We start from the raw sequence: 26,394 nt of genomic DNA on the forward strand, positions 1-26,394 counted from the left end.
GACTAAAACATGTCTTTGCAGAATAAATATGATTTAGTTATTTTTGATTGGGACGGCACTTTAATGGACTCAATTGGGTCTATTGTTGCTTGCATGCAATCAGCGGCTAGAGATTTAGCACTTAATATACCGTCTGAGCGGGCCATAAGAGATTTAATTGGCTTATCTTTGCCAAAAATAATGCATATTTTATTTGGTTCAGATACACAGTTACATGAAAAGGTTGTTGAGCGATATCGGTTTCATTATTTATCTGCCAATACTGTAAGCCCGTTATTCGATGGTGCGGAGACATTACTTCAACAGTTAAAAGATAACGGTTATACCTTGGCCATTGCAACAGGTAAGGCTCGACATGGTTTAGAAAGAGTGCTTAATGCCAGTGGGATGGGCCATTACTTTGCTGCAACCCGATGTGCTGATGAAACAGAAAGCAAGCCACATCCACTAATGATTAACTCTTTATTAGAACAATTTAATGTTCCGGTTGATCGCGCGGTAATGATTGGTGATTCGGTTCATGATTTAAATATGGCGAATAATGCCGGAGTAGCCGGCATTGGTGTGAGTTATGGGGCTAATTTAGTTGAACAACTCCATGAGGCTAAGCCGCTGGCAATTGTTGATGAGGTTAGCGAGTTACTGTTTCATCTTTAATCAGAAAGTCATTTTGTGCACTTAATACGCACAAGCCATGTTGCCCTAGTAAATTGATTAGTTTTATCAAAGGTAAACCAATTAATGTATTAGGGTCATCTCCTTCAAGCTTTTCAAATAATGCAATACCAAGCCCTTCACTTTTAAAACTACCTGCACAATATAATGGTTGTTCTGCAAGCACATAGGCTTTGATTTGCTCTGTGGTTAAGTTTTTAAAATGAACGTTAAACGGCTCTACACAGGTAGAGACTTTTTGTGTTTGTGGGCAATAAACACTTAATCCGGTATAAAAAGTGATTGATTTACCTGAAGCGTTGGTTAATTGCTTTATGGCGTTTTCAATCGTATGCGGCTTGCCAACAATTTGCTCATCAATTACCGCCACTTGATCTGAACCAATAATCAGTAATTTTTCGTCAGGGCTATCTGCTGAAATAAGTTGGCCGCCAGTTTTGGCTTTTTGTTCTGCTAAACGGGCAACTAAATCTACTGCATCTTCGTTAGCCAAAGGGGTTTCATCAATATCAGGACTGACGGTTGAAAAAGGCAAATTCAACTTTTGTAATAAGGCTTGGCGATAAACGGAGGTTGAAGCTAAAACTAATTTTACAGGCATATTTAGGATCATAATTAGACAAACTTGTTATCAGTTTACCATTATTGGTTTAAATGAAGTAATTTTAGCCTGTAAAAGCTTGTGTCTAATGGGGGGCTTGGGTAAAATTTGCCATCATTCAAATTCGACGTGAATGGTTAATGAGAGCTAAAACACACTAATAAGTGGCTTTAGTGCAATTTGCAGAAATTTTCTTTGACTATCGCGTTTTCAAACTATAATATGCGCGCCTTATGCAAACAGTAAAGATACCGGTTTCAATTGATCCTATCAGAGCAGCAAGTAGCGGTCTTCGTTATGAAGGCTTCATTCCTGGTGTTCAAAATAAGCGATTAAATGAGTTATGTGCCGGCGACTGTTCCGACGTAGTTGTGTCGTTGGAATGTGGTGTCGACTTACAGGGGATAGTCTACCTTCGCGGGAAGGCTGTGACGGAGCTCACTCTGCTATGTCAACGTTGCATGACACAATTTGCTACTGAGGTTACGGTCGACTTTTGTTTTAGCCCTTGTAGGACTGAGGCAGAAATCGATGAGCTCCCGGATGCGTATGATCCAATTGAGTGTAATGAAATTGGTGAAGTACGTCTGCATCAATTGATTGAAGATGAATTGATAGTCGCTATGCCGATTATCCCTATGCACGCAGATAAAGACTGCAACTTGGGATCAAAAGACATAGTTGTAGGCGAGATCGACCCCGCTCATGAGGAGCGTCCAAATCCGTTTGCAGTGTTAGAAAAACTGAAGAGCAAGTAATCGTAGGAGACAAGTCAAATGGCTGTACAACAGAATAAAAAATCTCGTTCAAAGCGTGGTATGCGTCGTTCACATGATTCATTGAGCACTGCTCAATTATCTGTAGATGCTACTAGCGGTGAATTACATCTACGTCACAACGTGACTGCTGATGGTTTTTACCGTGGCAAAAAGGTTATCAACAAGTAATTAGTTGACGACCTAATGACGAGTCTGACGCTCGCGTTAGATGCGATGGGGGGCGATCATGGTCCCCTCGTCACAGTGCCTGCAGCCTTGCAGGCATTGAAATCTAATCCTTCTCTCAAGATTATTCTTATTGGCAATCAAGCTGATATAGATCCCTTAATTTCTCATGCTGACTCAACAGTTTTAAATCGTATCGAGCGTATTCATACGACTGAAATTGTGACTATGGGCGATAGACCCGTACATGCATTAAGAACCCGTAAAAATAGTTCTATGCGTTTAGCATTAGAACAAGTTCGCGATGGCAAAGCTGCTGCCTGTATTAGTGCGGGTAACACCGGGGCCTTAATGGCCATGTCTAAAGTGTTACTTAAAACCTTACCTGGCATCGACAGACCTGCATTGGTTTCTTGCTTACCGACCGTTAGTGGTAAGCCGGTTTATTTATTAGACCTGGGAGCTAATGTTGCTTGTGACTCTGAAACCTTATTTCAATTTGCTGTTATGGGTTCAGTGCTTTGTGAAGCGATCAATAAAAATCCTACTCCTAAAGTGGCTTTATTGAATGTGGGCATTGAAGAAATAAAGGGTAATGACCAAGTCCAACAAGCTGGGCAAATTTTACAGCATACCGAACAACTTAATTATATTGGTTTTGTCGAGGGTGACGAAATTTATACCGGTAATGTTGATGTTATTGTTTGTGATGGCTTTGTCGGCAATATTACCTTAAAAACCTCTGAAGGCATTGCCAAACTATTGGTACATCAGTTAAAACGCGGTTTAAACAGTGGTTTTTTTGTGCGTTTTCTCTCCAAACTTATCTCTCCACGTATACAAGCAGTACTCAGCAAGATGAACCCCGACCACTATAATGGTGCAAGTCTGATAGGATTGCGCGGAATAGTAGTAAAGAGTCATGGAAACGCTGATGAAGCTGCCTATCTTCAAGCAATAAACTTAGCAGCAACTGAAGCGAAACGTCGTCTTCCTGAAATGATCAATGATCGTTTAGAGTCGATTCTTTTAGACATCAATAGCTGATCCTAATTATATGCATACAAAAATTCTCGGAACAGGTAGTTATCTGCCTGTGCAAGTACGCAGCAATCAAGATTTAGAAAAAATGGTCGAAACCAGTGACCAATGGATTGTTGAACGGACAGGTATATCAGAGCGCCGAATTGCGGCAACAGATGAATCGGTTTCTACCATGGGCTATCAGGCTGCACTTAAAGCAATTGAAATGGCCGGAATAGAAGCATCCGATCTTGATATGATTGTTTGCGGCACCACCAGTGCTCCTAATGCGTTTCCAGCTGCAGCATGTGAAATTCAAGCCATGTTAGGGATAAAACAAATTCCTGCATTTGATATTGCTGCAGCATGTTCAGGCTTTGTTTATGCACTGTCTGTTGCGGATCAATTTGTTAAAACCGGTGCAGCAAAAAAAGTATTGGTTATTGGGGCTGACGTTTTATCGCGGTTATGTGAGCCAGATGATCGCACCACGGTGATTTTATTTGGTGATGGTGCGGGTGCTGCCGTTATTGGCGCAAGTGATACACCCGGTATTATTAATACCCATATTTATGCCGATGGCAGCCAAGCTGACTTATTAAAATGTTCATTCCCACCTAGAGCAAACGAGTCATCTGAAGCCGTGGGTTACATGACCATGAAAGGCAACGATGTATTTAAAGTTGCTGTGACACAATTGTCTAATGTAGTCACTGAAACATTACGTATTAATAATGTTGAGAAGTCTGAAATTGACTGGCTTGTCCCACATCAGGCAAACTTCAGAATTATTAATGCTACAGCCAAAAAGCTCGGCATGAGTTTAGATAAAGTGGTATTAACCTTAGCTAAACATGGCAATACGTCAGCGGCATCAGTGCCAATTGCATTGGATGAAGCGGTTCGTGATGGCCGAATTCAACGCGGTCAATTATTACTTTTAGAAGCCTTTGGAGCAGGTTTTGCTTGGGGCAGTGCCTTAGTTCGCTTCTAAATTTTATTTATATTTAATACAGGTATATAACAATGGAAAATGTGGCTTTTGTATTTCCAGGTCAAGGTTCACAAGCGGTAGGGATGTTAGCTGACTTAGCGCAAGAACATCCAATTGTTACCCAAACATTTGCTGAGGCAAGTGAAGTTCTTGGGTACGACTTATGGGATTTGGTTCAAGAGGGTCCGGTTGAAACATTAAACCAAACCGATAAGACTCAACCCGCCTTATTAACGGCAAGTGTTGCCATTTGGCGTGCTTACCAACAGTCTGGTCAGGCAATGCCAACTTTATTAGCGGGTCACAGCTTAGGCGAGTATTCGGCTTTAGTGTGTGCTGGCGTAATTGCATTTAAGGATGCAGTTAAATTAGTTGAACTTCGCGGTCAATTAATGCAACAAGCAGTACCAGCAGGTACAGGTGCAATGTTTGCCATTATTGGTTTAGACGATGAATCTATAGCAAAAGCATGTGAAAGTGCAGCACAAGGTGATGTAGTTAGCCCTGTAAACTTTAATAGCCCTGGACAAGTTGTTATTGCGGGTGAAAAGAATGCTGTTGAGCGTGCTGCAGCTGCATGTAAAGAAGCGGGTGCAAAGATGGCAGTGGCATTACCTGTTAGCGTACCTTCACATTGTGCATTAATGAAACCCGCTGCAGATAAACTATCGCAAGCGTTAAGTGAGATGACCTTTAACGCACCAACAATTAATGTTATCAACAATGTTGATGTAGCAATGCCTACAGACGCTGCTGACATTAAAGATGCTTTAGTTCGTCAATTATATTGTCCTGTTCGCTGGAGCGAAACTGTGACATTGATGGCTGAACAAGGCATAAACCACTTAGTTGAAATAGGGCCTGGTAAAGTATTAACCGGGTTAACAAAACGTATTAATAAATCTGTTTCTGCTAAAGCAGTCAATGATGTTGCGTCATTTGCTGCATTAACTGAGTAAGGAAATAAAAATGAGCATAAGCTTTAATTTAGAAGGAAAAGTTGCGCTTGTTACTGGTGCGAGCCGTGGTATTGGCCGTGCAATTGCTGAAACATTAGTGAAAGCAGGTGCCGTTGTTATTGGTACAGCAACCAGTGAGAAGGGCGCGGCAGCAATTCAAGAGTATTTGGGTGATAAAGGCTATGGTCTTGTGCTGAATGTCACAGATAGTGAATCAGTGGCGAATTTATATTCCCAAATTAAAGAAAAAGCTGGCGATGTTGATATTCTCGTGAATAATGCAGGTATTACTCGTGATAATTTAATGATGCGAATGAAAGATGATGAGTGGCAAGATATTATTGACACCAATCTGACTTCACTGTTTAAATTGTCTAAGCCAGTGATGCGTTCTATGATGAAAAAGCGTCACGGACGTATTATTAGTATTGGTTCTGTTGTCGGTACGATGGGTAATGCTGGTCAAGTTAATTATTCAGCTGCAAAAGCGGGTTTAATTGGCTTTACTAAGTCATTAGCAAGAGAAGTCGCATCTCGTCAAATCACTGTGAATGCAATTTCACCAGGTTTTATACAAACAGATATGACAGATGAGCTGACACCAGAGCAACAACAAGCTATTATGTCACAAGTTCCTATGGAACGATTAGGACAAGCGCAAGAAATTGCCAACGCAGTATTGTTTTTGGCCTCAGATTCAGCCGCTTACATCACAGGCGAGACATTGCATGTGAATGGCGGTATGTACATGGTTTAAGGGCGATAGGTAGGAAACTACCTTCAATTAAGTCAGATTTTGAAACAGTGTAATTTTATCAATTTGTGGTTAGACCACAGAATCTAAGCTTGCAATGTTATCTAAATCGAATAAACTACTCGCAATCTTACGCAAGTGCGTAATTTGAATAGGAAAGAGAACTAATGAGCAACATCGAAGAACGTGTAAAGAAAATCATCATTGAGCAACTAGGCGTTAAAGAAGAAGACGTTAAACCAGCTGCTTCTTTTGTAGACGATTTAGGTGCCGATTCTCTAGACACCGTTGAATTGGTTATGGCTCTTGAAGAAGAGTTTGATACCGAGATCCCTGATGAAGAAGCTGAAAAGATCACTACTGTTCAAGCAGCGATCGATTACGTTTCTAAGAATCAGTAATCCAGAATTCACAGAAACAGGCGGCATTTATTGTCGCCTGTTTTTGTTTCTGACAACGTACAATAAATATCGAGTCAACGCCTCATCTAGTTGATTAACCAGTCTTCAACATTCCCCTATCGGTTAATCGCCGTTGCTAGACCTCAGGCATAGTATAACTAAGGTGAAAATCATGTCTAAACGTCGTGTTGTTATTACAGGTATTGGTTTAGTTACCCCTGTAGGCAATGATGTTGAATCATCATGGAAAGCATTATTAGCGGGACAAACGGGTATTGCCCCAATCACAAAGTTTGATGCATCAGAATACGGCACTCGCTTCAGCGGTTCAGTTAAAGATTTTGATGTTGAACAATATCTCACCAAAAAAGATGCGCGAAAAATGGATTTGTTCATCCAGTATGGTATGGCTGCAGGTATTCAAGCCATTAATGACGCTGGTTTAGACATGTCTCAAGAGCGTCCAGAGCGAGTAGGTACTGCGGTTGGTGCAGGAATGGGCGGTATGCCCCTAATTGAACAAAACCACACAGCATTAATGAATGGCGGCCCTCGTAAAGTGTCACCATTTTTTGTTCCTAGCACTATTATTAATATGATTTCAGGTCACTTGTCGATTATGTATGGTATGACAGGGCCAAACTTTGCGGTAACCACCGCTTGTACCACAGGTGTACACAATATTGGTTTTGCAGCACGTACTATTGCTTATGGCGATGCAGATGTCATGATTGCCGGTGGTGCTGAAGATGTAACTTGTCCGCTAGCCGTTGCTGGCTTTGGTTCAGCAAAAGCTTTGTCGACGCGTAATGACGACCCAACCGCAGCTAGTCGTCCATGGGATAAAGACCGTGACGGCTTTGTAATAGGCGACGGTGCTGGCGTGATGGTAATGGAAGAATACGAGCATGCTAAAGCCCGTGGCGCTAAAATTTATGGCGAATTAGTGGGTTTTGGCATGAGCGGTGATGCTTTTCATATGACATCGCCTCCAGCTGACGGTGCAGGTGCCGCTGCAGCAATGGAAAATGCAATTAATGATGCCGGTATCGCCAAAGAAAGCGTGGGTTATATTAATGCTCATGGCACATCAACTCCTGCTGGCGATAAAGCCGAAGCTGCCGCGGTTAAATCTGTATTTGGTGAACATGCTTATAACTTATTAGTGAGCTCAACTAAATCAATGACCGGACATCTTTTAGGTGCAGCAGGTTCTGTTGAGGCCATCATTACGTTGTTGGCGTTAAAAGATCAGCACGTTCCTCCAACGATTAATTTAGATAACCCAGATGAAGGTTGTGATTTAGATTTTGTACCACACACTTCTCGCCTGCATCAATTTGATTATGCTCTGTGTAATTCATTTGGTTTTGGTGGTACTAACGGTTCATTATTATTTAAAAAACTGTAGCGTGTTGTTAGGGTAAGAGTAGCATTAAGGGAAGATAATTTATCTTCCCTTTTTATTGGCTGCGTTCTATTCGATAAGCTATTTATCAGCCAATTTATCCCGTTAGATTATGAATGAATACACATGATTAAATAGTACTTATAAATACGTTATCATGATGAATTATCATTATCATCCATCAGCTTTTTTAGCGTAAACTGAAATTAATTTCATGGATTAAGGATTTATTATGGCTGGCATAGACAGAGAGCTCACTTTACGGTTTTTAGCAGAACCTGCAGATGTAAATTTTGGCGGTAAAGTGCACGGTGGTGCGGTAATGAAATGGATCGATTTAGCAGCTTATGCTGCAGCGGCTGGTTGGAGTGGTAAATATTGTATTACTGCTTATGCCGGTGGTATTCGATTTGTTAAGCCGATTCATGTGGGTAATATTGTTGAAGTAACCGGTAAAATTATTTATACCGGGACATCTTCAATGCACGTTGCGATTGATGTTAAAGCCGGTGATCCAAAACATCCAGAACGTCATTTAACCACCCATTGTATTGTGATTATGGTTGCGGTGGATGATGAGGGGAAACCGACATCTGTTCCAGAATGGATTCCACAAACAGAAGATGATATTAGGTTAAGAGATTCAGCATTGCGCTTAATGGATATGCGTAAACGTATTGGTGCAGAAATGGAAGCACATGTTAAACCGATTGTTGAATAAGTTAGCACGAATAAAAATTAAAATAACAAATCAAACCAGATTGATAGGGGAGTAGTATGGCTAAAGTGGCATTTTTGGGTTTAGGGGTGATGGGCTTTCCAATGGCCGGTCATTTAGTTAAACATGGGCATCAAGTCACCGTGTATAACCGCACTCAAGCTAAAGCGCAACAATGGGTAGAGCAGTATCAAGGCAAAAGTGCCCAAACCCCTGAATTAGCAGCAAAAGGCCAAGATATTGTTTTCACCTGCGTGGGTAATGACGACGACCTTAGACAAGTTGTGTTAGGCGATCAAGGTGCGGCTAAAGGAATGTCAGCAGGCAGTATTTTAGTTGACCATACAACAGCCTCAGCTGATGTCGCACGCGAAATCAATGAAGCGCTTTCTGCACAAGGTATCGCATTTATGGACGCACCGATTTCAGGTGGCCAAGCTGGTGCTGAAAATGGCGTGCTTACGGTGATGATGGGCGGAGAGCAAACAACATTTGAAAAAGTGAAACCTGTAATTGATGCATACAGTCGTTGTGCCGAATTATTAGGCCCAGTGGGTGCTGGTCAATTAACCAAAATGGTTAACCAAATATGTATTGCAGGGGTGGTACAGGGGTTAGCTGAAGGTCTACATTTTGCGAAAAGTGCTGGATTGGATGGTCTTAAGGTTGTTGAAGTCATCAGTAAAGGCGCCGCTCAAAGTTGGCAAATGGAAAATCGTTATCAAACCATGTGGCAAGGTGAATACAACTTTGGCTTTGCTATTGACTGGATGCGTAAAGATTTAGGTATTGCGTTAGATGAAGCTCGTAAAAACGGTTCTACTTTACCTGTTACAGCATTAGTTGATCAGTTTTATGCAGATGTACAGGCAATGAAAGGTAATCGTTGGGATACTTCAAGTTTGTTAGCTCGGTTAGAAAGAAATCGAGACTAAGCGATTTCCGTAACAAGCGTGATTTAGAGAGGCTCATAAATTAACAAAGGACTGAATTCAGTCCTTTGTTATTCATAATGTATCCCAGCGGAATAAAACTGTTTATAAGCTTGGTTCAACAACGATATGTTCCAGCTCAATTGCGGCTACCGAGTGTAATGCGTCCATAGCCGCGCCTACTAAGCTAATTTGGCCTTTAGAAGACTCAACTAATACCGCACGTTTTATGTCACTGTAACTTTTATTGTGTCTTATTAAGTTTGATAACGCCATTTGCATGGGTTGCATTGACGGGTTGAATGCGGCATTTTCAGCATAGCGGCCACTAAACGTTGCACCATCATAAGTTTCTAATACTACAGCTGCATGACATGCCGTGTAAGGCGCATAACTTAATCCTGTTTGATTTAATGCTTCAATTATCAGAGGGTCATTAGATTCAATAGCAAATTCGATGTCATTTTTACTCAACAGTGGCTCGGTGACATTTAAATCTTTTGGTCCAAAGGCATAGGGGAGATAATGGCTAAGAGGTGCTGATTCTTGGCCGGGTAAATGGATCTTGATGTGGCTACCGTCAACTAATTCATTGATAAACTGACGGCAATGGCCGCATGGACTAAAGTTAACTACAATATCTAAAATGCGTGTTTCACCACAAAGCCATGCATGACTAATGGCACTTTGTTCAGCATGAACACTGTGAAAAAGCGCTTCTCCAGGTAGCTCGAGGTTAGCCCCCATATAAATGTCACCACTACTGGCTTTTGCTATTGCACCGACAAAAAACTGGCTTATACCAGGGCTTGAGAAAGCCGCAGCAACGGGTAATAAAGCTAAAAGTAAGGCTTGCTCATCAAGTTGGCTAGCTTTAATTAATCTTGACAGTTGTTTAGCCGTAATATGGCCAGAAAACTCATCACCCAGTAATGGAATCAATTCATCCACTAAGGGTTTTGGCAGTTGGTTAATACAGTCTATAAATCGATTTTGCATGTCCCTTGTCCTTTAAAAGCATATAGTTGATCGGTGTTTGATCAAGTTATAGAGATTGTAAATATTGGTATAGGGCTTTTAATAGCTTTTGTTTATGTTCATTTTCGCTGGTTTCTTCCACTAAGTTTTGAAGACGTATCACATAATCTTCATCCATCAGCCGTTGTTGGCAAAATTCTCGCCAATTAATGCTTTCTTGATGGCTTAAAGTATGTGGGTAGTTTCTCGCTCTGTATCGAAATAGCATAGTCTTTATACGAGGATCATCAAACTGTAAATCCAGCGCGGCTAAGTTTTGCGGTTGAGTATGGCGAATTATATCTATTTTTGATTTATCCGCATGGCTGAAAAAACCACCACTATAGAGCATCATGTCAGGGTCTGTTATAGGTTCTCTATCTGACTCTATTTCAAATACAGCATTTAATTTTTCCCGAATATCTGCTGCTTGCTTCAACTGTTTGTATTGCTGACGAGCGAACTCTTTATCAAAGTTTAATCGCTGTGCCACTTCATCAGATAATAACTTGGCTGAACCTATAAATGGGCATTTATTGACATGAATTTGTTTTAACGGAATTGGGAGTTCATTAGCAGAAAGTTGGCTTTTAGGGGTATACATGCGTTGGTGAATTTCTTCTGCAGACAAGGTTAGTAATGGTGAAATATCCATTGCTAAATTGACACAAATTACCGCGTTTTTATTGGTAGGATGAAATGCAACCGGTGCAATTAACGTTGTACAGCCATTTGTTGCGCTAATTTTGGAACTGACATGGACTAAAGGTAACATTTTAAGTACATCGACTTGGTCGTTTACTGCTTGTTTCCGGCGTAACTTAAAATAGTAATCATACAGTTTTGGCTGCTTTTCTTTAATTAACTTCGCCATGGCAATGGTGGCGTACACATCGCTCATTGCATCATGGGCTTTTTCATGGCTTAACCCATTTTCAACCGTCAGATGTTCGAGCTTAAAACTTGGTGAGCCATCTTCTTTCAGTGGCCAATTGATGCCATCAGGACGAAATGCATAACATGCTCGTACTAAATCAATAATATCCCAACGTGAATTACCTTGTTGCCATTCGCGGGCGTAAGGGTCAATGAAATTGCGGTAAAAGCCATAACGACTGACTTCATCATCAAACCTTAATGAGTTGTAACCGGCTACGCAGGTATTAGGCTCACTGAATAGTTGATTAATTTTCAACATGAATTCAGATTCAGGCATACCTTTGCTATTAGCAAGTTGAGGAGTAATACCAGTAATCAGAATAGCCTCAGGTGACGGCAGGTAATCAGGAGCCACTTGACAATAGAATGTTTCTGGTTCGCCAATAATATTTAAGTCCAAATCAGTACGAATACCGGCAAACTGACACGGGCGATCTTTGGCTGGTGATGCACCAAATGTTTCATAGTCGTGCCAGAAAATGGTGGCTTGTGGGTTACTTTTACTCATTAATTTTTCTCTAACGCCGCTAACAAACGTGGGTTATTTGCCAACTGACGTTGTATGTTTAGTCTATCTGCTCGTCAGTGTGATTATCTGTGATTAACACTATTATCTAGTTTAGTGATAACAAGAAAGCCAAAATGGAACAAACCTGTAGAAGGTTGATATCACAATGATTGAGTCATTAAAAATTATTGTTAGAGCACTATACCATGACATGAATATTTTAGGATGTTTATCCATGTCAGTCGTTCAATCTTTGGCCCGAAAGCGGGGGGCATAGTGAGGATTTGTGTTTGGCTTAACGAAGAAGTGATTTTAGTTACTGACAACCTAACCAAGCTAAATGTTTAAGGATTGGTTAGGTTTACATAATGATATTGGGCTTATCGTTTAATATCAAATCTGTCATTTAGCATGACTTTTTGCCATGTATTAATGAAGTCATCAATAAATGTTTCACTTGAATCTGCAAAAGCATAAAATTCACTGACTGCTCTGAACTCAGTATTAGAGCCTAGCACTAAGTCAACAGGTGTAGCAGTCCACGTTAGTTGGTTAGTTTTACGGTCGAACCCTTGGTATAGTCCACTGTTTTGGCTTGATTTTCGCCACTTGGTAGACATGCTTAACAGGTTGACAAAAAAGTCATTGGTAAGCTTACCTGGCTGTGTGGTTAAAATGCCATTAGCTGAATGATCGTAATTGGCGTTAAGTGCTCGCATCCCACCAATCAACACCACGGTTTCTGGTACAGTTAGGCCAAGTAAGTCTGCTTTTTCAACCAGCATTTCCGCGGGAGATTTTTGATTATCATTTGAATAATAATTAATAAAGGCATCAGCTTTAGGTTCTAAGACTGCAAATGAGCGAACGTCTGTCATTGCTTGAGATGCATCCATTCTCCCTGGGTAAAATTTAATTGACTTGTTGTACCCGGCTTTAAGAGCGGCTTGTTCAATCGCGGCATAACCGGCTAAAACAATCGTGTCAGCAACAGAAATCTTACTTTTTACAGGTGAGGAATTAAAATCATCGGTAATTTTTTGAAGCTTTTTAAGTATTTTATTAAGTTGTTTAGGATTATTGACCCGCCAGTCCTTTTGAGGGGATAACCTAATTCGTGCACCATTAGCTCCGCCTCTCATATCGGTGTTTCGATAAGTTGCAGCGGATGACCACGCGGTTAAAATAAGCTGCTGTGGGGTTAAACCCGATTTTAATATTTGTGATTTTAATGCTGTTATTTGTTGGTCATTCACTAAGGCATGGTTTATTTCCGGTATAGGGTCTTGCCAAGTCAGCAATTCTTTAGGGACTTCCGCGCCGAGATAACGTGATCTTGGGCCTAAGTCTCGATGATTCAGTTTGAACCAAGCTTTAGCGAAAGCCATTTCATATTTACTCGGGTCTTTTCTGAAGCTTTCAGCAATTTTTTTAAATACAGGATCTTTTTTTAACGCAATGTCTGTAGTGAACATGATAGGGGCATGGCGCTTTAAAGGGTCATGGGCATCCGGAACAAGCTTTGAAGCCGCTTTGGTGTCAGGTATCCATTGTGTTGCACCTGCTGGGCTTTTGGTTTTTACCCAAGTGAAATTAAATAAGTTATCTAAATAGTTGCTTGTCCATTGAGTTGGGGTGATAGTCCAAGCACCTTCTAGACCACTTGTTATCGTGTCAGCCCCTTTACCTGTTCCACAAGTGTTTTTCCAGCCTAAACCTTGTTCTTCTAGCCCTGCTTCTGCGGGCGCTGCGCCAACACATTCACTAGGTTTACCCGCTCCATGAGCTTTGCCAAAGGTGTGACCTCCGGCAATAAGTGCGACAATTTCTTCATCATTCATTGCCATGCGGCCAAAGGACATTCTAATATCTTTGGCTGCTAATAGCGGGTCAGGGTTGCCATGAGGTCCTTCTGGGTTGACGTAAATCAAGCCCATTTCAACTGCGGCTAATGGGCCTTTTAACTTTCCTTTTTTGTCACGTCGTTCATCGGTTAAGAATTGGCTTTCAGGCCCCCAGTAGACTAAATCAGGTTCCCAGTCGTCTTGTCTTCCACCGGCATAGCCATAGGTTTTGAAGCCCATAGACTCAAGTGCAACATTACCTGTTAATGCAATGAGATCAGCCCAAGAAATGCTTTTGCCATATTTTTGTTTAATCGGCCACAGTAGTCTTCTGGCTTTGTCTAAACTGACATTGTCAGGCCAACTGTTCAGTGGATTAAATCGCTGTTGGCCACCACCTGCACCGCCTCTGCCATCGGCTACTCTGTATGTTCCTGCTGCATGCCATGCAAGTCGGATGAAAAATGGCCCATAATGGCCGTAGTCTGCGGGCCACCAATCTTGTGAATCTGTTAATAATGTGCTGATATCAGTTTTTAGCATGTTTAAATCGAGTTTTTCGAACTCAGCAGCATAATCAAACTCGGGATTAAGTGGATTTGATTCAATACTGTGATCTCTTAATGGCGATAAATCTAGATGTTCTGGCCACCAAAATTGATTAGACTTTGGCTGTTCGTTTGCATTAATAGATATTGATGTAATTAAGCTGGTGGTGATAAAAATCGATAATATAGTTTTTTTAAACATATATCCGCCTTATAAAAATAAAATAAAAATTTTAATTAATGGGTGTAAAATTATTTGATGGTTAATTATTGCTTTATACTTGTTTTGGTATTTTCCATGCTGGTTAAAAATTGGGTGATACTATTAGTTTCCTCCTCCGATAAACTCTTGCCTAATTGATGAAATGCTGTGTCTTTAACCGCTTGTGTTAAATTGTCAACGGCTCCATCATGAAAATAGGGTGCTGTTTTAGAAACATTTCGCAAAGTTGGTACTTTAAATACAAAATTATCTGCTGGATTTTTAGAAATATTGGCTCTGCCTTTGTCATTTTTATTGGGATAAGGGTTGACGACTCCCATACGAGAATACATATGTCCTCCTAATAAAGGGCCATTATGACAGCCGGCACAACCCACAATAATGAACGATTCTAGGCCTTTTATTTCTTGGTCAGTGAGCGCCAGTAGATTGCCATTTAGGAATCGATCTAACCTATCTTCAGTGATTAAGGTTCTTTGAAACGCCGCCAGTGAATCAGTAACGTTGCCCAAGGAGAGCGGGTTAGCAACATCTGGGTAAGCTTGTTGAAATAATGCGGGGTAGCCTTTTTCTTTTAGCCTTGAAATAACTTCTTCTGTTGAAGGCATCGCCATTTCAATTTGATTCAGAATAGGAAATTTTGCTTGTTCAGCTAATGTGTTAACTTTGCCATCCCAAAATTGAGTAAATTGAAAACCTGCGTTCCAAGTTGTGGGGCTATTTCTAGTGCCTTTATGGCCTAGAGCACCTACAGAAACCACTAAACCATCGGCACCGGAACCATTATTTAAAATATTATGACAGCTATTACATGATTGGCTGTTATTGAGTGAAAGCGCTGTTTCAAAATAAAGTTTTTTACCCAAGGTAATTTTATTGTCAGTGTCATTTTGACTGCCTGGCATATTATTGGGTAATGGTTGAAAGTATTCTAAAGCTATTTTCTGAATGGATTTAATTTGTTCTTTTGTTAGTTTTATTGTTGACGTTATTTGTTTGTTATCTAACTTTTGCGCTGATAGTTCTGAAATAGATGCGCAGACAATAAGCGCGAGTGTTAATATGTGGCCAATAATATAATGAATTTTCATATTTAACTCTGAAGTTGATTATTTTTTTATCAACACTATGGAGTTTGTTATTTCAAAGCAACGCTTATAATTCGATTGAGCTAATCGCAAAACTAGCTCAATAATCAATATTTTATTTTATTAATTTTTTAAATAATTATTATTAATAAAAGTTGGAAAAAACAATATTTCAATTCATACTGTTATAAAGTATTTGGTTAAAGGACTTGCCTTAATGCATCAGCACATTTTCAATCATCCTCAGGTGATACAAATATCGAAACCGACTTTAATGAAAGTTCGTCTTGCGGAAAATGTCGATGACTTACTCATACTGGCTTGTTTGAGTAATCCATTATTTGAACTGTTGATCAGCCAAATTGAAGGTTCGACAACGACACTGCTTATCCGCCAACAACCTTTTATTGATATTGAGTATGAGCAGACAATTGTGCTGGCAGAACACTATGATGTATGTCGCACGGAAGGGCAGGGGGTGCGTTTATATTCTCGAATGGCGGTTGCCCCTCGATTGTGTATCGAACAATTGAGGCAAGGGATCGATATTTTGGTACAAGCCGACAAACAAGTCTTTTTAAGTTGTGATGCTAGCAAACGTCATGAGCTCATTCCTTTAGAGCTTGATTTACGTTTATTGAGTGAGCCAGAAGTGTTAGTGATTGCTAAAAGTATTTTAGGTCACACATCTGCTTTTGAACAATCTTCAGCCATGCTCGCCATTCAAATAAGCGAAATAGAACAGGTTAGGCGAGATATACGTGAGTATATGCGTGGTGAGTCAGGAAAGATTCACCCTGGTGTTTCAACAGAACTATTAAAACTGGACCATTTACTGCAAAATAAGCATCAATGGCTATTACGCAGTTATCATCAATCTTTAGAGCGACCAAATTTATCTAACGCTTCCAATGAGCCCACTATGGATATTGAAAAGCTTGAGCAAAAATTGGCATGCTACAATGTTTTGGCGCCCTCTGATGTAACTGAGTTGGTTAATCAACTTCTCAGTGATGAGCTTTAATTTTTACTTTCATCTAATTTTATTTAATAAGAAGCATTCATGTCCTATATTTGTCCAATTTGTCAGCAACCGTTGGAAAAGCAACAGTCAAAATCATGGTCTTGTGTAAATAATCATCAGTTTGATGCAGCCAAAGAAGGCTATGTGAATTTGTTACCGGTGCAGAAGAAAAAGTCTAAAGATCCGGGTGACAATAAAGAAATGATGCTAGCTAGGCGTGAGTTCCTGAATAAAGGTTATTATCAAAAATTAAGTGATAAGGTGAACGAGCTCGCGAACCAGTACCAACAAAATGTCAGCAACATTTTAGATATTGGATGTGGAGAGGGCTACTATAGTCATCGACTATTTGAGCAAATAAATCAACCTGAAAAGCCTTGCCAATTGTGGGGGTTAGATATTTCTAAAACCGCGATTAAATACGCGGCCAAACGTTATCCTCATATGCAATTTTGTGTCGCGAGTGTGTTTGAAATGCCATTTGCTGACAATAGCTTTGATCTAGCGATACGCATATATGCACCGTCTAAAGTTGAAGAGTTACAGCGAGTGATAAAGTCTGGTGGAATGTTAATCACTGTTTCTCCCGGGCCTAAACATCACTTTGCCATTAAGCAAAAAATTTACCAACACCCAAGGTTACACCCTGACGAGCCTTCAGAGTTAGCAGGGTTTGAGTATGTTTCACAGCATAAATTAGAATATCTTCTTGAGTTAAAAGATAAAAATGATATTGAGCACCTGCTGAATATGACACCGTATGCTTGGAAATTATCTGCAACACAAAAACAGTTGATGGCAGAGGAAGGACTAAATTGCGAGTTAGACTTTAAAATTGAACTGCATAGGCGTAAATAATAGGCCAAATAATTGAGTAATTACACCAATAACTTATTGATGGCTCTAGATAAACCTGATATTGATAAATATGAAATAATTATGAACCTTGCCATGATGTTTGTTGACATATCCTGAGAATGGGTTATAGTCTTCAAAGCTTGAAGGTTGGGCTTATTTTTTGTGTTTCAATACGACCAGTTTCGTCCTGTTAACATAAGTAATACCGGCATTTTCCAGCTTTACCGCCGTTTTGGCTTTATTTATATATATACAGGATTTATATCATGTCTCAAGTAACTGGTGTAGTTAAGTGGTTCAACTCTGACAAAGGTTTCGGATTCATCGAGCAAGAGTCTGGTCCAGACGTATTTGTTCACTTCCGTGCAATCAACTCTGACGGTTTCAAAACTTTAGACGAAGGTCAAAAAGTTTCTTTCACCGTAACTCAAGGTCAAAAAGGTCCTCAAGCTGAGAACGTTTCAGTAGTTGGTTAATATTCACTTTAGTGAATAACCAATAGGATTATAAAGCTGTGGCAAATGCCGCAGCTTTTTTTTGTCTAATTTTCACACCGATATGATTTGATTTACATTGACCAATTGCAGGAAAACTTTACTTTATATCTGCAGCTATAAATATTGAATTGATGTTTCCTGCTAGGGGAGTATCAGCCTCCCTAACAGTATTGTCAGCACTAAACCACCAAGCGTATCAATCACAATCTTTTGTTTGACCATGATGTAACGCACTCATTATTCTATTTAATAGGGCAAGATGTGTTGCTTATAATACCAATCGTGATAAATAATTGCTCAACCTAGCTCGTTAAAATGCTCGATAACAGCGTTAGATTTTTTGATTGTAGAATAACTACTTATCGAAAAAATCTGCCTTGTTCTCAAGTATTTTTCCTACGCTAATTATGATCACTTACATATCGTGATTGGTATATTGAATGCGTTAATACTCTATAGCTCTTTTAAATCTTTTTTATGAAAACAAAGTATCTTCTAAGGTTCGACCTTTGAGGATAGATTTATATTGCCATTGGTGCTGTGCAAATAACGTTAATAGCTGTGTTTCAAGTTGAAACCCGTGTTGGTGGCTGTACTCAATAATCATTTGTTTATCGGTACTGGTGGTAACATTAATAACCCCTTCAAATGATGAAACTTCATTGGTTAAAGCTTGCATGTCGGTTTCTGTCATAACGAGGGTTAAATATTCAACATTTTGTTTTGACTGTATTGAAAGGGACTGTTTAAGGCTACCATTTTCAAGATATATAACCTGATCACATAGTTTTTCAAGTTCGTCCAAATTATGTGAGCTGATGATAAAAGTGCTACTGGCTGATTGTTGACGAACAATCTCTCTCACTTTTTTGGCGTTAGCAGGATCAAGCCCCGCAGTGGGTTCATCTAATAATACCACGTCAGGTGTGCCAATCAGTGCTTGAGCAATCGACACCCGTTTACCCATTCCGTGACTTAAACTTTTAGGTTTTTCATGGACGACTTGCGCTAAATCCACTAACTCTAGCACTCGCATCGCTTCATGCTTTGCAGCTGCTTTTGATAAACCTTGCAGCTGAGCGAATAGCATTAATTGGCTAATGATGGTGATATCAGGGTCTAATTGAGCATCTTGAGGTAACGCCGATAATCGTCCTCTTAACTTAGCACTATTTGGCGACTCACCTAATATTTTAACGCTGCCTGATGAGGCTGATATATATCCACAAATAATACTGAATAAAGTTGTTTTTCCTGCACCATTAGGACCTACCAAGGCTATTGGAGCCCCCGCTTTTAAAGAAATGTTAACCTGATTAAGGACATTTTTGCCGCTGTAGTTTTTGCTAAGTTGAGTACATTCAATCAAATTCATAGCGCTGTCCTTTGCATAATAATGCGACCAATTGAAAGGATAATAACGGTTTGTATTAAGGGTATTGGCACATAAGCAAAAGCGGTTAGGCCATGAGTATTGACCATATTTGATAATTGAGAGCCCGGTAATAGGTAGCCAACCATTTCAAAGCCTGGAAACTGAACATTCATGATGGAGATGATAATTGAAACGACAACCCACAATATGATGGCATAAATACTGGCTTGTCTGGCTGAATTGGCAAAAATAGATAGCACAGACATGGTGGCGATGTAAGGCAGCACGATAATCACCAGTTGGATAAACACCACTAACCCACTACTGAGCGAAGGTAATAACAAACTGGTATCTCGGCTCATAACTAACATTATTGTGGCTAAAATAGTAATCAGCACCAATAAAGATTGAATAAAAACTTGGCCAAGAAAACGACCGAAAAACAAACTATTACGACTGACTCTTAAACTAATAAAGCGTAAAGTGCCTCTATGCTTGTCTGAACTAAATTGATCTGCTGAGATAAATATACTGAATAGGGGAAAAAGATATAAAGCCGCAACCCAAAACATGGCGAATTCTGCAACTTGCCACTTAAACAATTGATCTAATGTCGATGGGCCAAACACTGATGCGATAAAGTCTTTAAAGCTTGGATGCATTATAATATTTGAAGCTTCTTTAATCGGATAGATTAGGATAATGCTCCATACTAATACAAATGCGATTAACGCAATTAAGCCACTTCGACTATTGAACCGTTTACTAAGCTCAAATTTACCTAGCTGCCATGTTTGTATTAGCGCTGATGGCATTTGGTTTACTGAAGTATTCATATTGTTCCTTGTTAATGTCTTAATGACATCATTAAGACATTAGTTCTTCTAATGCGGCTAGTCGAGCCTCAAGTTTGGCCACTTTTTCTTCTAATAACGTAACCTTATCATTATCAGCAATGGGCTGTTGTGTCTGAGCTGGTATTGAAAGGTTTTCGACAGCATTGGCTTGAAATTGTTCCGTTGATAAACAAAATAACTCAATGTAGCGGCAGTCACGTTTACCGGGTTCTCGAGCTAATTGCGCAATAAAAGGCTTTTCTTGTTTAGCTAGGCTGAGTAATAAGGCTTCAACTTGTGCAGAATCCCTAAATTCATGTAACCGATTAGTCCGCGTTTTTAGCTCTCCAGGGGTTTGTGGACCACGAAGTAGTAGAACACATATCAGCGCGTATTCAGCGGGGCTGAGTTTTAGGTCGCTAAATTCTGTATTGCAAAATCGATGTTTATATTTGACTACTCGGCTACCAAAACCTGATTGCTCACTTATTAAGCGCTTTTTATTTAAGCCGTCGATGACAACTTGCACTTCAGATTCAGTCAGTGACATAACCGGATCTCGGCTACTTTTTTGGTTACAGGCTAATGTTAAAGAATTAAGAGATAAAGGGTATTGCTCTGGGGTGGTAACTTCCTTTTCCATTAAACATCCAATAACCCTAGCTTCTAATGCATTTAATTCCATTATAGGTTCCTTAATACTAAAACGATGTAGTTGTTATATACCCAACCGCGTTGTTTTTGCAATCTTCCAAAGCGTTAGAGTGCTTTATGGAATGAATTTCATACAATCCTTTTAATTATTGACGCCCCGCGTTAAATAACAGGTAATAAAAAGGCACCTTAATTAGGTGCCTTGTCAATCTGTGACTACGATAAAAAGAGCTTACACTAGACGAATACCATCTTTACTAATGGTAATTTGTCCGCCTTTAAACAAGCCGCCAATTGACTTCTTAAAGGCTTTTTTACTCATGCCAAGCTGAGCATAGATGATGTCAGCATCTGTTTTATCATGTAATGGTAAAAAACCATCAGCTTTGGCTAATTTATCCATAATTAAGCTTGAATATTTATCTAGTTCTTTTTTAGAACCTTGTTGTAACACTAAATCGATTTTGCCATCACTTCGAACCGTTTTGACAAATCCCGTTAGCTTTTGACCGAAACGTAATTTTTGAAAGACTTCATTTTCATAAATGACTCCCCAGTGCTGGTTATTAACAATTGCCTTGTAACCTAAGTCTGTTGTGCCGCCAATGATTAAATTAACTTCTTGGCCCACTACATAATTAGCGGGTGCTTTATCTAAAAACTTATCCACTTTTGATGAGGCAACAATGCGTTCATCTGCTTTGTTGATATGTACATAAACAAGATAAGAGCGTCCGACTTCAACCTCTTTGTGTTGCTCACCAAAGGGTAGAAACAAATCTTTATCTAATCCCCAATCTAAAAAAGCTCCGTATTGGCTAACAGCAGCAACTTTAAGGTAAGCGAACTCACCCACTTGAGCATAAGGCTTCTGGGTCGTGCCAATCACTTTGTCATCTGAGTCTATATATAAAAATACTTCAATTACATCGCCTACTTGAGCATTTTTAGGTGCCAACTTTGTCGGCACTAACACTTGGCCAAGTTCTTGAGCGTTAACGTAAACTCCAAAGCTGACTTCTTTAACAATTTCGAGTGAATAGCGGTTACCGATTTGAATCATGTGTGTCTCAATTAATTAGAACAATATAAGGACGAATATCATCGATATTCATAATGGGTTCAGTATACACGCTTTAACCATATTTCGATATTATATGGCGCAATAAGCAGGGACAAATAACCAACAGAGCGATTATAAATTATGTCATCTTTTTTGATGTTTTTTACTTGCATTAGCGTGCAATGCGAGGTTTAATTGCGCCGTTTTTTAAAGGTCATAAAATAGCGTTAACACACTGAGAAATAACTCTTTCTGGCCAAATAACATTCAACTAAGTTTTTATGCGTTTTTGAGTTATAAATATTCAAATTTTAAGTGGTTAAACTTAGTTTTTATAGTGACTGTATTTCAACTAATTCTAAGGGTAAGCTGATTTACAGATAAAGTACGTATAATGCATTTGTTCAACTAAAATGGTTGAACATTGTTTTTGAAACAAGGCATATGTGCCCATCTTTTAGTGCATTTGACTGCGGTTGTGCATTAAGATGATTTTATTAACAAGTCTTATTGAAGTCCTATTTCATCATCAATAAGAAAAATACGGAAAAAAATTATGTCTGATTGGTCTATTGAAGATGCACGCTCAACCTATAACGTCACTCACTGGAGTCAAGGGTTTTATGGTATTCGTGAAGATGGTGAGGTGACAGTATCACCTAATCCTTATCGTCCTGATCATAGAATAGCATTGAATGAATTAGCCAAAAGTATGGTTAATACGGGTGTATCGTTACCTGTATTGGTGCGTTTTCCACAGATTTTACATCACAGAGTTGAAAGTTTGTGTGAGGCGTTCAATAACGCCATTCAGAAGTATGACTATGAAAATGACTATTTATTAGTTTACCCGATTAAAGTAAACCAACAGCAAACAGTTGTTGAAGAAATTTTAGCCAGTCAAACGTCTAAAGAAGTGCCGCAACTTGGCTTAGAAGCGGGCAGTAAACCAGAACTTATGGCGGTTTTGGCTATGGCGCAAAAAGCCAGCTCTGTGATTGTCTGTAATGGCTATAAAGATAAAGAATATATTCGTTTAGCACTGATTGGCGAAAAGCTTGGCCATAAAGTGTATATCGTTTTAGAGAAAATGTCTGAACTTAAAATGGTGTTAGAAGAAGCTGAAAAGCTTGGTGTGACACCACGTTTAGGCTTACGTGTTCGCCTAGCGTTTCAGGGTAAAGGTAAGTGGCAAGCGAGTGGTGGCGAAAAGTCAAAGTTTGGTTTGTCTGCTGCGCAAGTATTAAAAGTGCTTGAACAGTTAAAACAGGCCAATATGTTGGAGTCGTTACAACTATTGCATTTCCATTTAGGCTCACAAATTGCCAACATTCGCGATATTCGCCAAGGTGTGGGTGAGGCAGGGCGTTTTTATTGTGAATTACGTGAGTTAGGCGCCAAAATTAACTGTTTTGACGTAGGTGGTGGCCTAGCAGTTGACTACGATGGCACACGCAGCCAAAGCAATAACTCAATGAATTATGGTCTTAATGAATATGCCAATAACATTGTCAATGTATTGACCGACTTATGTAATGAATACGGCCAGCCTATGCCGCGTATTATTTCTGAGTCAGGACGTCATTTAACTGCACATCATGCTGTATTAATTACAGATGTTATTGGTACTGAAGCCTACATGCCAGAAGAGTTAACGCCACCTGAAGATGAAGCACCGCAGCTTTTACATAATATGTGGAGCTCTTTAGAAGAAATTAAAAGTGGCCAAGATCAACGTGCAATTATTGAAATTTATCATGACACTCAAAGTGATATTGCCGAAGCGCACTCTTTGTTTGCAGTAGGGCAATTTAGTCTTGCACATCGCGCTTGGGCAGAACAAACCCATTTGCGGGTTTGTCATGAAGTTAAAGGCTTACTCAGCAACAATAACCGTTACCATCGTCCTGTTATTGATGAATTAAATGAAAAGTTAGCAGACAAGTTCTTTGTCAACTTCTCATTATTCCAATCTTTGCCGGACGCATGGGGTATTGATCAGGTTTTCCCTGTGTTGCCTCTATCTGGATTAGATAAAGCGCCTGAGCGTCGTGCGGTAATGCTTGATATTACCTGTGACTCAGACGGTATTGTTGACCAATATGTAGATGGACAAGGTATTGAAACGACTTTACCGGTGCCAGCGTGGAGCGCAGCAAGCCCATACTTAATTGGTTTCTTTATGGTGGGGGCATATCAAGAAATTCTAGGTGATATGCATAACTTATTTGGCGATACTAACTCTGCGGTTATTCGTATTGATGAAGAAGGTTTAACCAATATAGATTCTGTATTACAAGGTGATACGGTTGCCGATGTGCTTCGATATGTTAACTTAGATGCCAACGCATTTATGCGCACATTTGAAGAGTTAGTAGAGCAGCATATTGTTGAATCAGAGCGTGAAAGTATTCTAGAAGAATTACAAGTTGGTCTTGACGGTTACACTTATCTAGAAGACTTTTAAGCTGGTTTGTCACCAGGCTTTATCGATATTAACTAAAATTAAGGCTTAGAGAGATATCAATTAGGTTGATATAACTTCTAAGCCTTAAATTTTCCCACTATTTGAGCAGCACATTACAATATGTTCTTTGAAGGTTCTGAAAAAAAAGCTGAAATAATTATTGACCCCTCATTCGGCTCATTACTTGAACTGCCTGTCAGTTTTTGGGAAAACATTGTTGGCTTAGCTAAAGCAGATATTCTATCGTCAATTGACAATGAACATTGCACCGCTTACTTACTGAGCGAGTCTAGTTTATTTGTTTGGCAGCATAAAGTCGTCATATTAACTTGCGGTTTATCCACATTAATAGATTCAATTTGTGCATTGATTGATACAGTAGGGAGCCCCAATATTTTAGGCGTGACTTACCAACGCAAAAATGAATATTTAGCTCATTTACAAAACAGTACCTTTGAACAAGATATCCAGGTGTTACGGCAAAAAGTACCGGGATCGGCATGTCGAATAGGTCATTTAGACACTCACCATCACTATATTTTTACCAGCCATTCTTCTGTTGCTTTACCTTATCAAGATAATCGTTATGAATTACTGATGTACCACATTAGTGGCCCTATTGCGCAATATTTAACAACGGCAGATCAATCTATTGAAAAAATTGCTCAACTTTTACAGTTAGATAAGCTTTTTAACGGTTTTCAATTAGATGCCCATTTGTTTAACCCCTGCGGATATTCCGTGAATGGCATAAAAGGCGATGAATATTTTACCATTCACATTACGCCGCAAGAAAAAAGCTCCTATGTCAGTATTGAGACTAATGTGGATCTCCATCTACAACCTATTAATATTACCGCTAAGCTATTAGCGTTATTACAGCCTCAAAGCTGGGACATTAAAGCATTTAACAGTGATATTCAAACAGGTGAAATTCCTGAAAATATTTGCTTAGGTCATTGCTTTTATTCGCTAAAGCAAGGCTATAATATACAGTTCAGCCACTATCAGCAGATTTGCTCAGAAGTGCTGACCCCTGAATTTATGTAAACTGGCATTTGCCAACTTTGGAGAGTCTATGACTACTTTCGCTGAAAAACCTGATTACTCTTTATATTCAAATGCATTTGGCTATTGCCGCCAGCCATTAAATTTTAAACCACTAGAATCTGATGCAGATGTGGTTGTCATTGGTTTGCCTTTTGATATGGCAACAACAGGGCGTTCAGGTGGACGTATGGGGCCTGATGCCATTCGTCGTGCCTCGGTTAATCTAGCGTGGGAAGAAACACGTTGGCCATGGGATTTCAGCCTTAGCAACAGTATTAATATTGTTGATGCAGGTGACTTAGTGTTTAACTGTGGTGACCAAGAAGATTTTACTTCTCGCACAGAAGCATTCGCTACAAAAGTGCTAGAAACTGACAAAGCTCTGTTAAGTTTTGGTGGCGATCATTTTGTTACTTTGCCGTTATTACGCGCGCACCACAAAAAATTTGGCAAAATGGCGCTACTCCATTTTGATGCACATACAGATACCTACAGCCAAGGTAGTAAGTATGACCACGGCACAATGTTTTATCATGCCCCTAAAGAAGGCTTAATTGATGTAGACCATTCTATTCAAGTGGGTATTCGTACTGAGTACACTAAAGAAGGTCATGGCTTTGAGGTGGTTGATGCGGCTATGGCCAATGAGTTAACTGCTGATCAAATAGTGGCGAAAATTCGTAAAAGAGTGGGTGATTTACCGTTATATGTTACTTTTGACATTGACTGCCTAGATCCAGCATTTGCACCAGGTACCGGTACACCGGTTTGTGGTGGGTTAACGAGTGACAAAGCCATGAAAATTATTCGTGGTTTACGTGGTATGAATATTGTTGGGATGGATGTGGTTGAAGTGGCCCCATCTTATGACCATGCAGATATCACCGCACTAGCTGGGGCAACACTGGGCTTAGAAATGCTACATGCCTGGACTGAAGGCAAAGGCTTAGTTAAAAAATAATAAGCGCGTTATATAAGTTAAAAGCCAACGTTA

26 protein-coding genes are annotated in these 26,394 nt (G+C 39.6%); 17 read left to right on the plus strand and 9 right to left on the minus strand.

Going from position 1 to position 26,394, the window contains the following annotated elements; all coding sequences use genetic code 11:
• The first annotated feature begins 9 nt into the window (after nt 1-9).
• The gene (locus L2672_RS09940) at nt 10-657 is read left to right on the plus strand and encodes an HAD-IIIA family hydrolase (protein WP_248995700.1); all 648 of its coding nucleotides are present in this window, start codon (nt 10-12) and stop codon (nt 655-657) included.
• Here the strand turns inward: L2672_RS09940 and L2672_RS09945 are convergent.
• Complete coding sequence (locus L2672_RS09945) at nt 632-1,276, minus strand: Maf family protein (protein ID WP_248995701.1); 645 nt, start codon at nt 1,274-1,276, stop codon at nt 632-634. The genes L2672_RS09940 and L2672_RS09945 overlap by 26 nt on opposite strands.
• Nucleotides 1,277-1,509: 233 nt before the next feature.
• Here L2672_RS09945 and yceD point away from each other — a divergent pair, with 233 nt between their 5' ends.
• The 10 genes from yceD to L2672_RS09995 all read left to right on the plus strand — a co-directional run bounded on the left by yceD (nt 1,510) and on the right by L2672_RS09995 (nt 9,412).
• Entirely contained in the window at nt 1,510-2,034 is a 525-nt protein-coding gene (yceD, locus tag L2672_RS09950; protein WP_248995702.1) for a 23S rRNA accumulation protein YceD, read from the plus strand.
• Between the two features lie 18 nt (nt 2,035-2,052).
• Entirely contained in the window at nt 2,053-2,223 is a 171-nt protein-coding gene (rpmF, locus tag L2672_RS09955; RefSeq protein ID WP_011636967.1) for a 50S ribosomal protein L32, read from the plus strand.
• A 15-nt stretch (nt 2,224-2,238) separates the two neighbouring features.
• Nucleotides 2,239-3,267, plus strand: coding sequence for a phosphate acyltransferase PlsX (gene plsX, locus L2672_RS09960; protein WP_248995703.1), 1,029 nt, complete (start codon nt 2,239-2,241; stop codon nt 3,265-3,267).
• A gap of 10 nt (nt 3,268-3,277) precedes the next feature.
• Nucleotides 3,278-4,237, plus strand: a complete 960-nt coding sequence (locus L2672_RS09965) for a beta-ketoacyl-ACP synthase III (RefSeq protein ID WP_248995704.1) — start codon at nt 3,278-3,280, stop codon at nt 4,235-4,237.
• 32 nt (nt 4,238-4,269) lie between these two features.
• Nucleotides 4,270-5,196, plus strand: coding sequence for an ACP S-malonyltransferase (fabD, locus tag L2672_RS09970; protein WP_248995705.1), 927 nt, complete (start codon nt 4,270-4,272; stop codon nt 5,194-5,196).
• 10 nt (nt 5,197-5,206) lie between these two features.
• Entirely contained in the window at nt 5,207-5,953 is a 747-nt protein-coding gene (gene fabG, locus L2672_RS09975) for a 3-oxoacyl-ACP reductase FabG (protein ID WP_248995706.1), read from the plus strand.
• Between the two features lie 164 nt (nt 5,954-6,117).
• Nucleotides 6,118-6,351, plus strand: a complete 234-nt coding sequence (acpP, locus tag L2672_RS09980) for an acyl carrier protein (protein WP_011865403.1) — start codon at nt 6,118-6,120, stop codon at nt 6,349-6,351.
• Between the two features lie 172 nt (nt 6,352-6,523).
• The gene (fabF, locus tag L2672_RS09985) at nt 6,524-7,762 is read left to right on the plus strand and encodes a beta-ketoacyl-ACP synthase II (protein WP_248995707.1); all 1,239 of its coding nucleotides are present in this window, start codon (nt 6,524-6,526) and stop codon (nt 7,760-7,762) included.
• A 229-nt stretch (nt 7,763-7,991) separates the two neighbouring features.
• Nucleotides 7,992-8,480 (plus strand): acyl-CoA thioesterase, encoded by a 489-nt coding sequence (locus L2672_RS09990; RefSeq protein ID WP_248995708.1) that lies wholly within the window; start codon nt 7,992-7,994, stop codon nt 8,478-8,480.
• A gap of 56 nt (nt 8,481-8,536) precedes the next feature.
• Complete coding sequence (locus L2672_RS09995) at nt 8,537-9,412, plus strand: NAD(P)-dependent oxidoreductase (RefSeq protein WP_248995709.1); 876 nt, start codon at nt 8,537-8,539, stop codon at nt 9,410-9,412.
• A gap of 102 nt (nt 9,413-9,514) precedes the next feature.
• Here L2672_RS09995 and cdd read toward each other — a convergent pair whose 3' ends face one another.
• From cdd to L2672_RS10015, 4 genes are all read right to left on the minus strand, one after another.
• Nucleotides 9,515-10,408 (minus strand): cytidine deaminase, encoded by an 894-nt coding sequence (gene cdd, locus L2672_RS10000; protein WP_248995710.1) that lies wholly within the window; start codon nt 10,406-10,408, stop codon nt 9,515-9,517.
• A gap of 46 nt (nt 10,409-10,454) precedes the next feature.
• Nucleotides 10,455-11,873, minus strand: a complete 1,419-nt coding sequence (sbcB, locus tag L2672_RS10005) for an exodeoxyribonuclease I (protein WP_248995711.1) — start codon at nt 11,871-11,873, stop codon at nt 10,455-10,457.
• Between the two features lie 380 nt (nt 11,874-12,253).
• Nucleotides 12,254-14,467: a catalase/peroxidase HPI gene (gene katG, locus L2672_RS10010; protein WP_248995712.1), complete on the minus strand. Its 2,214-nt coding sequence runs from the start codon at nt 14,465-14,467 to the stop codon at nt 12,254-12,256.
• 65 nt (nt 14,468-14,532) lie between these two features.
• Nucleotides 14,533-15,579, minus strand: a complete 1,047-nt coding sequence (locus L2672_RS10015) for a cytochrome-c peroxidase (RefSeq protein ID WP_248995713.1) — start codon at nt 15,577-15,579, stop codon at nt 14,533-14,535.
• A 214-nt stretch (nt 15,580-15,793) separates the two neighbouring features.
• On the opposite strand from L2672_RS10015, the gene L2672_RS10020 reads away from it, so the two are divergent.
• The 3 genes from L2672_RS10020 (at nt 15,794) to L2672_RS10030 (ending at nt 17,934) form a co-directional block, all read left to right on the plus strand.
• Nucleotides 15,794-16,600, plus strand: coding sequence for a hypothetical protein (locus tag L2672_RS10020; protein ID WP_248995714.1), 807 nt, complete (start codon nt 15,794-15,796; stop codon nt 16,598-16,600).
• 39 nt (nt 16,601-16,639) lie between these two features.
• Nucleotides 16,640-17,458, plus strand: a complete 819-nt coding sequence (rlmA, locus tag L2672_RS10025; protein ID WP_248995715.1) for a 23S rRNA (guanine(745)-N(1))-methyltransferase — start codon at nt 16,640-16,642, stop codon at nt 17,456-17,458.
• A gap of 266 nt (nt 17,459-17,724) precedes the next feature.
• Nucleotides 17,725-17,934 carry a cold-shock protein gene (locus L2672_RS10030; RefSeq protein ID WP_011496716.1) on the plus strand — a complete coding sequence of 70 codons (210 nt, stop codon included), beginning with the start codon at nt 17,725-17,727 and terminating at the stop codon, nt 17,932-17,934.
• 496 nt (nt 17,935-18,430) lie between these two features.
• Here the strand turns inward: L2672_RS10030 and L2672_RS10035 are convergent, their stop codons facing one another.
• From L2672_RS10035 to L2672_RS10050, 4 genes are all read right to left on the minus strand, one after another.
• The gene (locus L2672_RS10035; protein WP_248995716.1) at nt 18,431-19,330 is read right to left on the minus strand and encodes an ABC transporter ATP-binding protein; all 900 of its coding nucleotides are present in this window, start codon (nt 19,328-19,330) and stop codon (nt 18,431-18,433) included.
• Entirely contained in the window at nt 19,327-20,166 is an 840-nt protein-coding gene (locus L2672_RS10040) for an ABC transporter permease (protein WP_248995717.1), read from the minus strand. The genes L2672_RS10035 and L2672_RS10040 overlap by 4 nt, the downstream gene beginning before the upstream one ends.
• A gap of 31 nt (nt 20,167-20,197) precedes the next feature.
• On the minus strand, nt 20,198-20,851 hold the full coding sequence (locus L2672_RS10045; protein WP_248995718.1) for a YceH family protein: 654 nt from the start codon (nt 20,849-20,851) through the stop codon (nt 20,198-20,200).
• A 201-nt stretch (nt 20,852-21,052) separates the two neighbouring features.
• A complete protein-coding gene (locus L2672_RS10050) occupies nt 21,053-21,883 on the minus strand; it encodes a CvfB family protein (protein WP_248995719.1) in 831 nt (276 codons plus the stop codon).
• Nucleotides 21,884-22,439: 556 nt separating this feature from the next.
• On the opposite strand from L2672_RS10050, the gene speA reads away from it, so the two are divergent.
• The 3 genes from speA (at nt 22,440) to speB (ending at nt 26,361) form a co-directional block, all read left to right on the plus strand.
• Nucleotides 22,440-24,350, plus strand: coding sequence for a biosynthetic arginine decarboxylase (gene speA, locus L2672_RS10055; RefSeq protein WP_248995720.1), 1,911 nt, complete (start codon nt 22,440-22,442; stop codon nt 24,348-24,350).
• A gap of 120 nt (nt 24,351-24,470) precedes the next feature.
• On the plus strand, nt 24,471-25,400 hold the full coding sequence (locus L2672_RS10060; RefSeq protein WP_248995721.1) for an S-adenosylmethionine decarboxylase proenzyme: 930 nt from the start codon (nt 24,471-24,473) through the stop codon (nt 25,398-25,400).
• A gap of 28 nt (nt 25,401-25,428) precedes the next feature.
• Nucleotides 25,429-26,361: an agmatinase gene (gene speB / locus L2672_RS10065; RefSeq protein ID WP_248995722.1), complete on the plus strand. Its 933-nt coding sequence runs from the start codon at nt 25,429-25,431 to the stop codon at nt 26,359-26,361.
• Nucleotides 26,362-26,394 lie beyond the last annotated feature (33 nt).

It is taken from the genome of Shewanella gaetbuli, assembly GCF_023284065.1.
Classification (GTDB): Bacteria; Pseudomonadota; Gammaproteobacteria; order Enterobacterales; family Shewanellaceae; genus Shewanella; species Shewanella gaetbuli.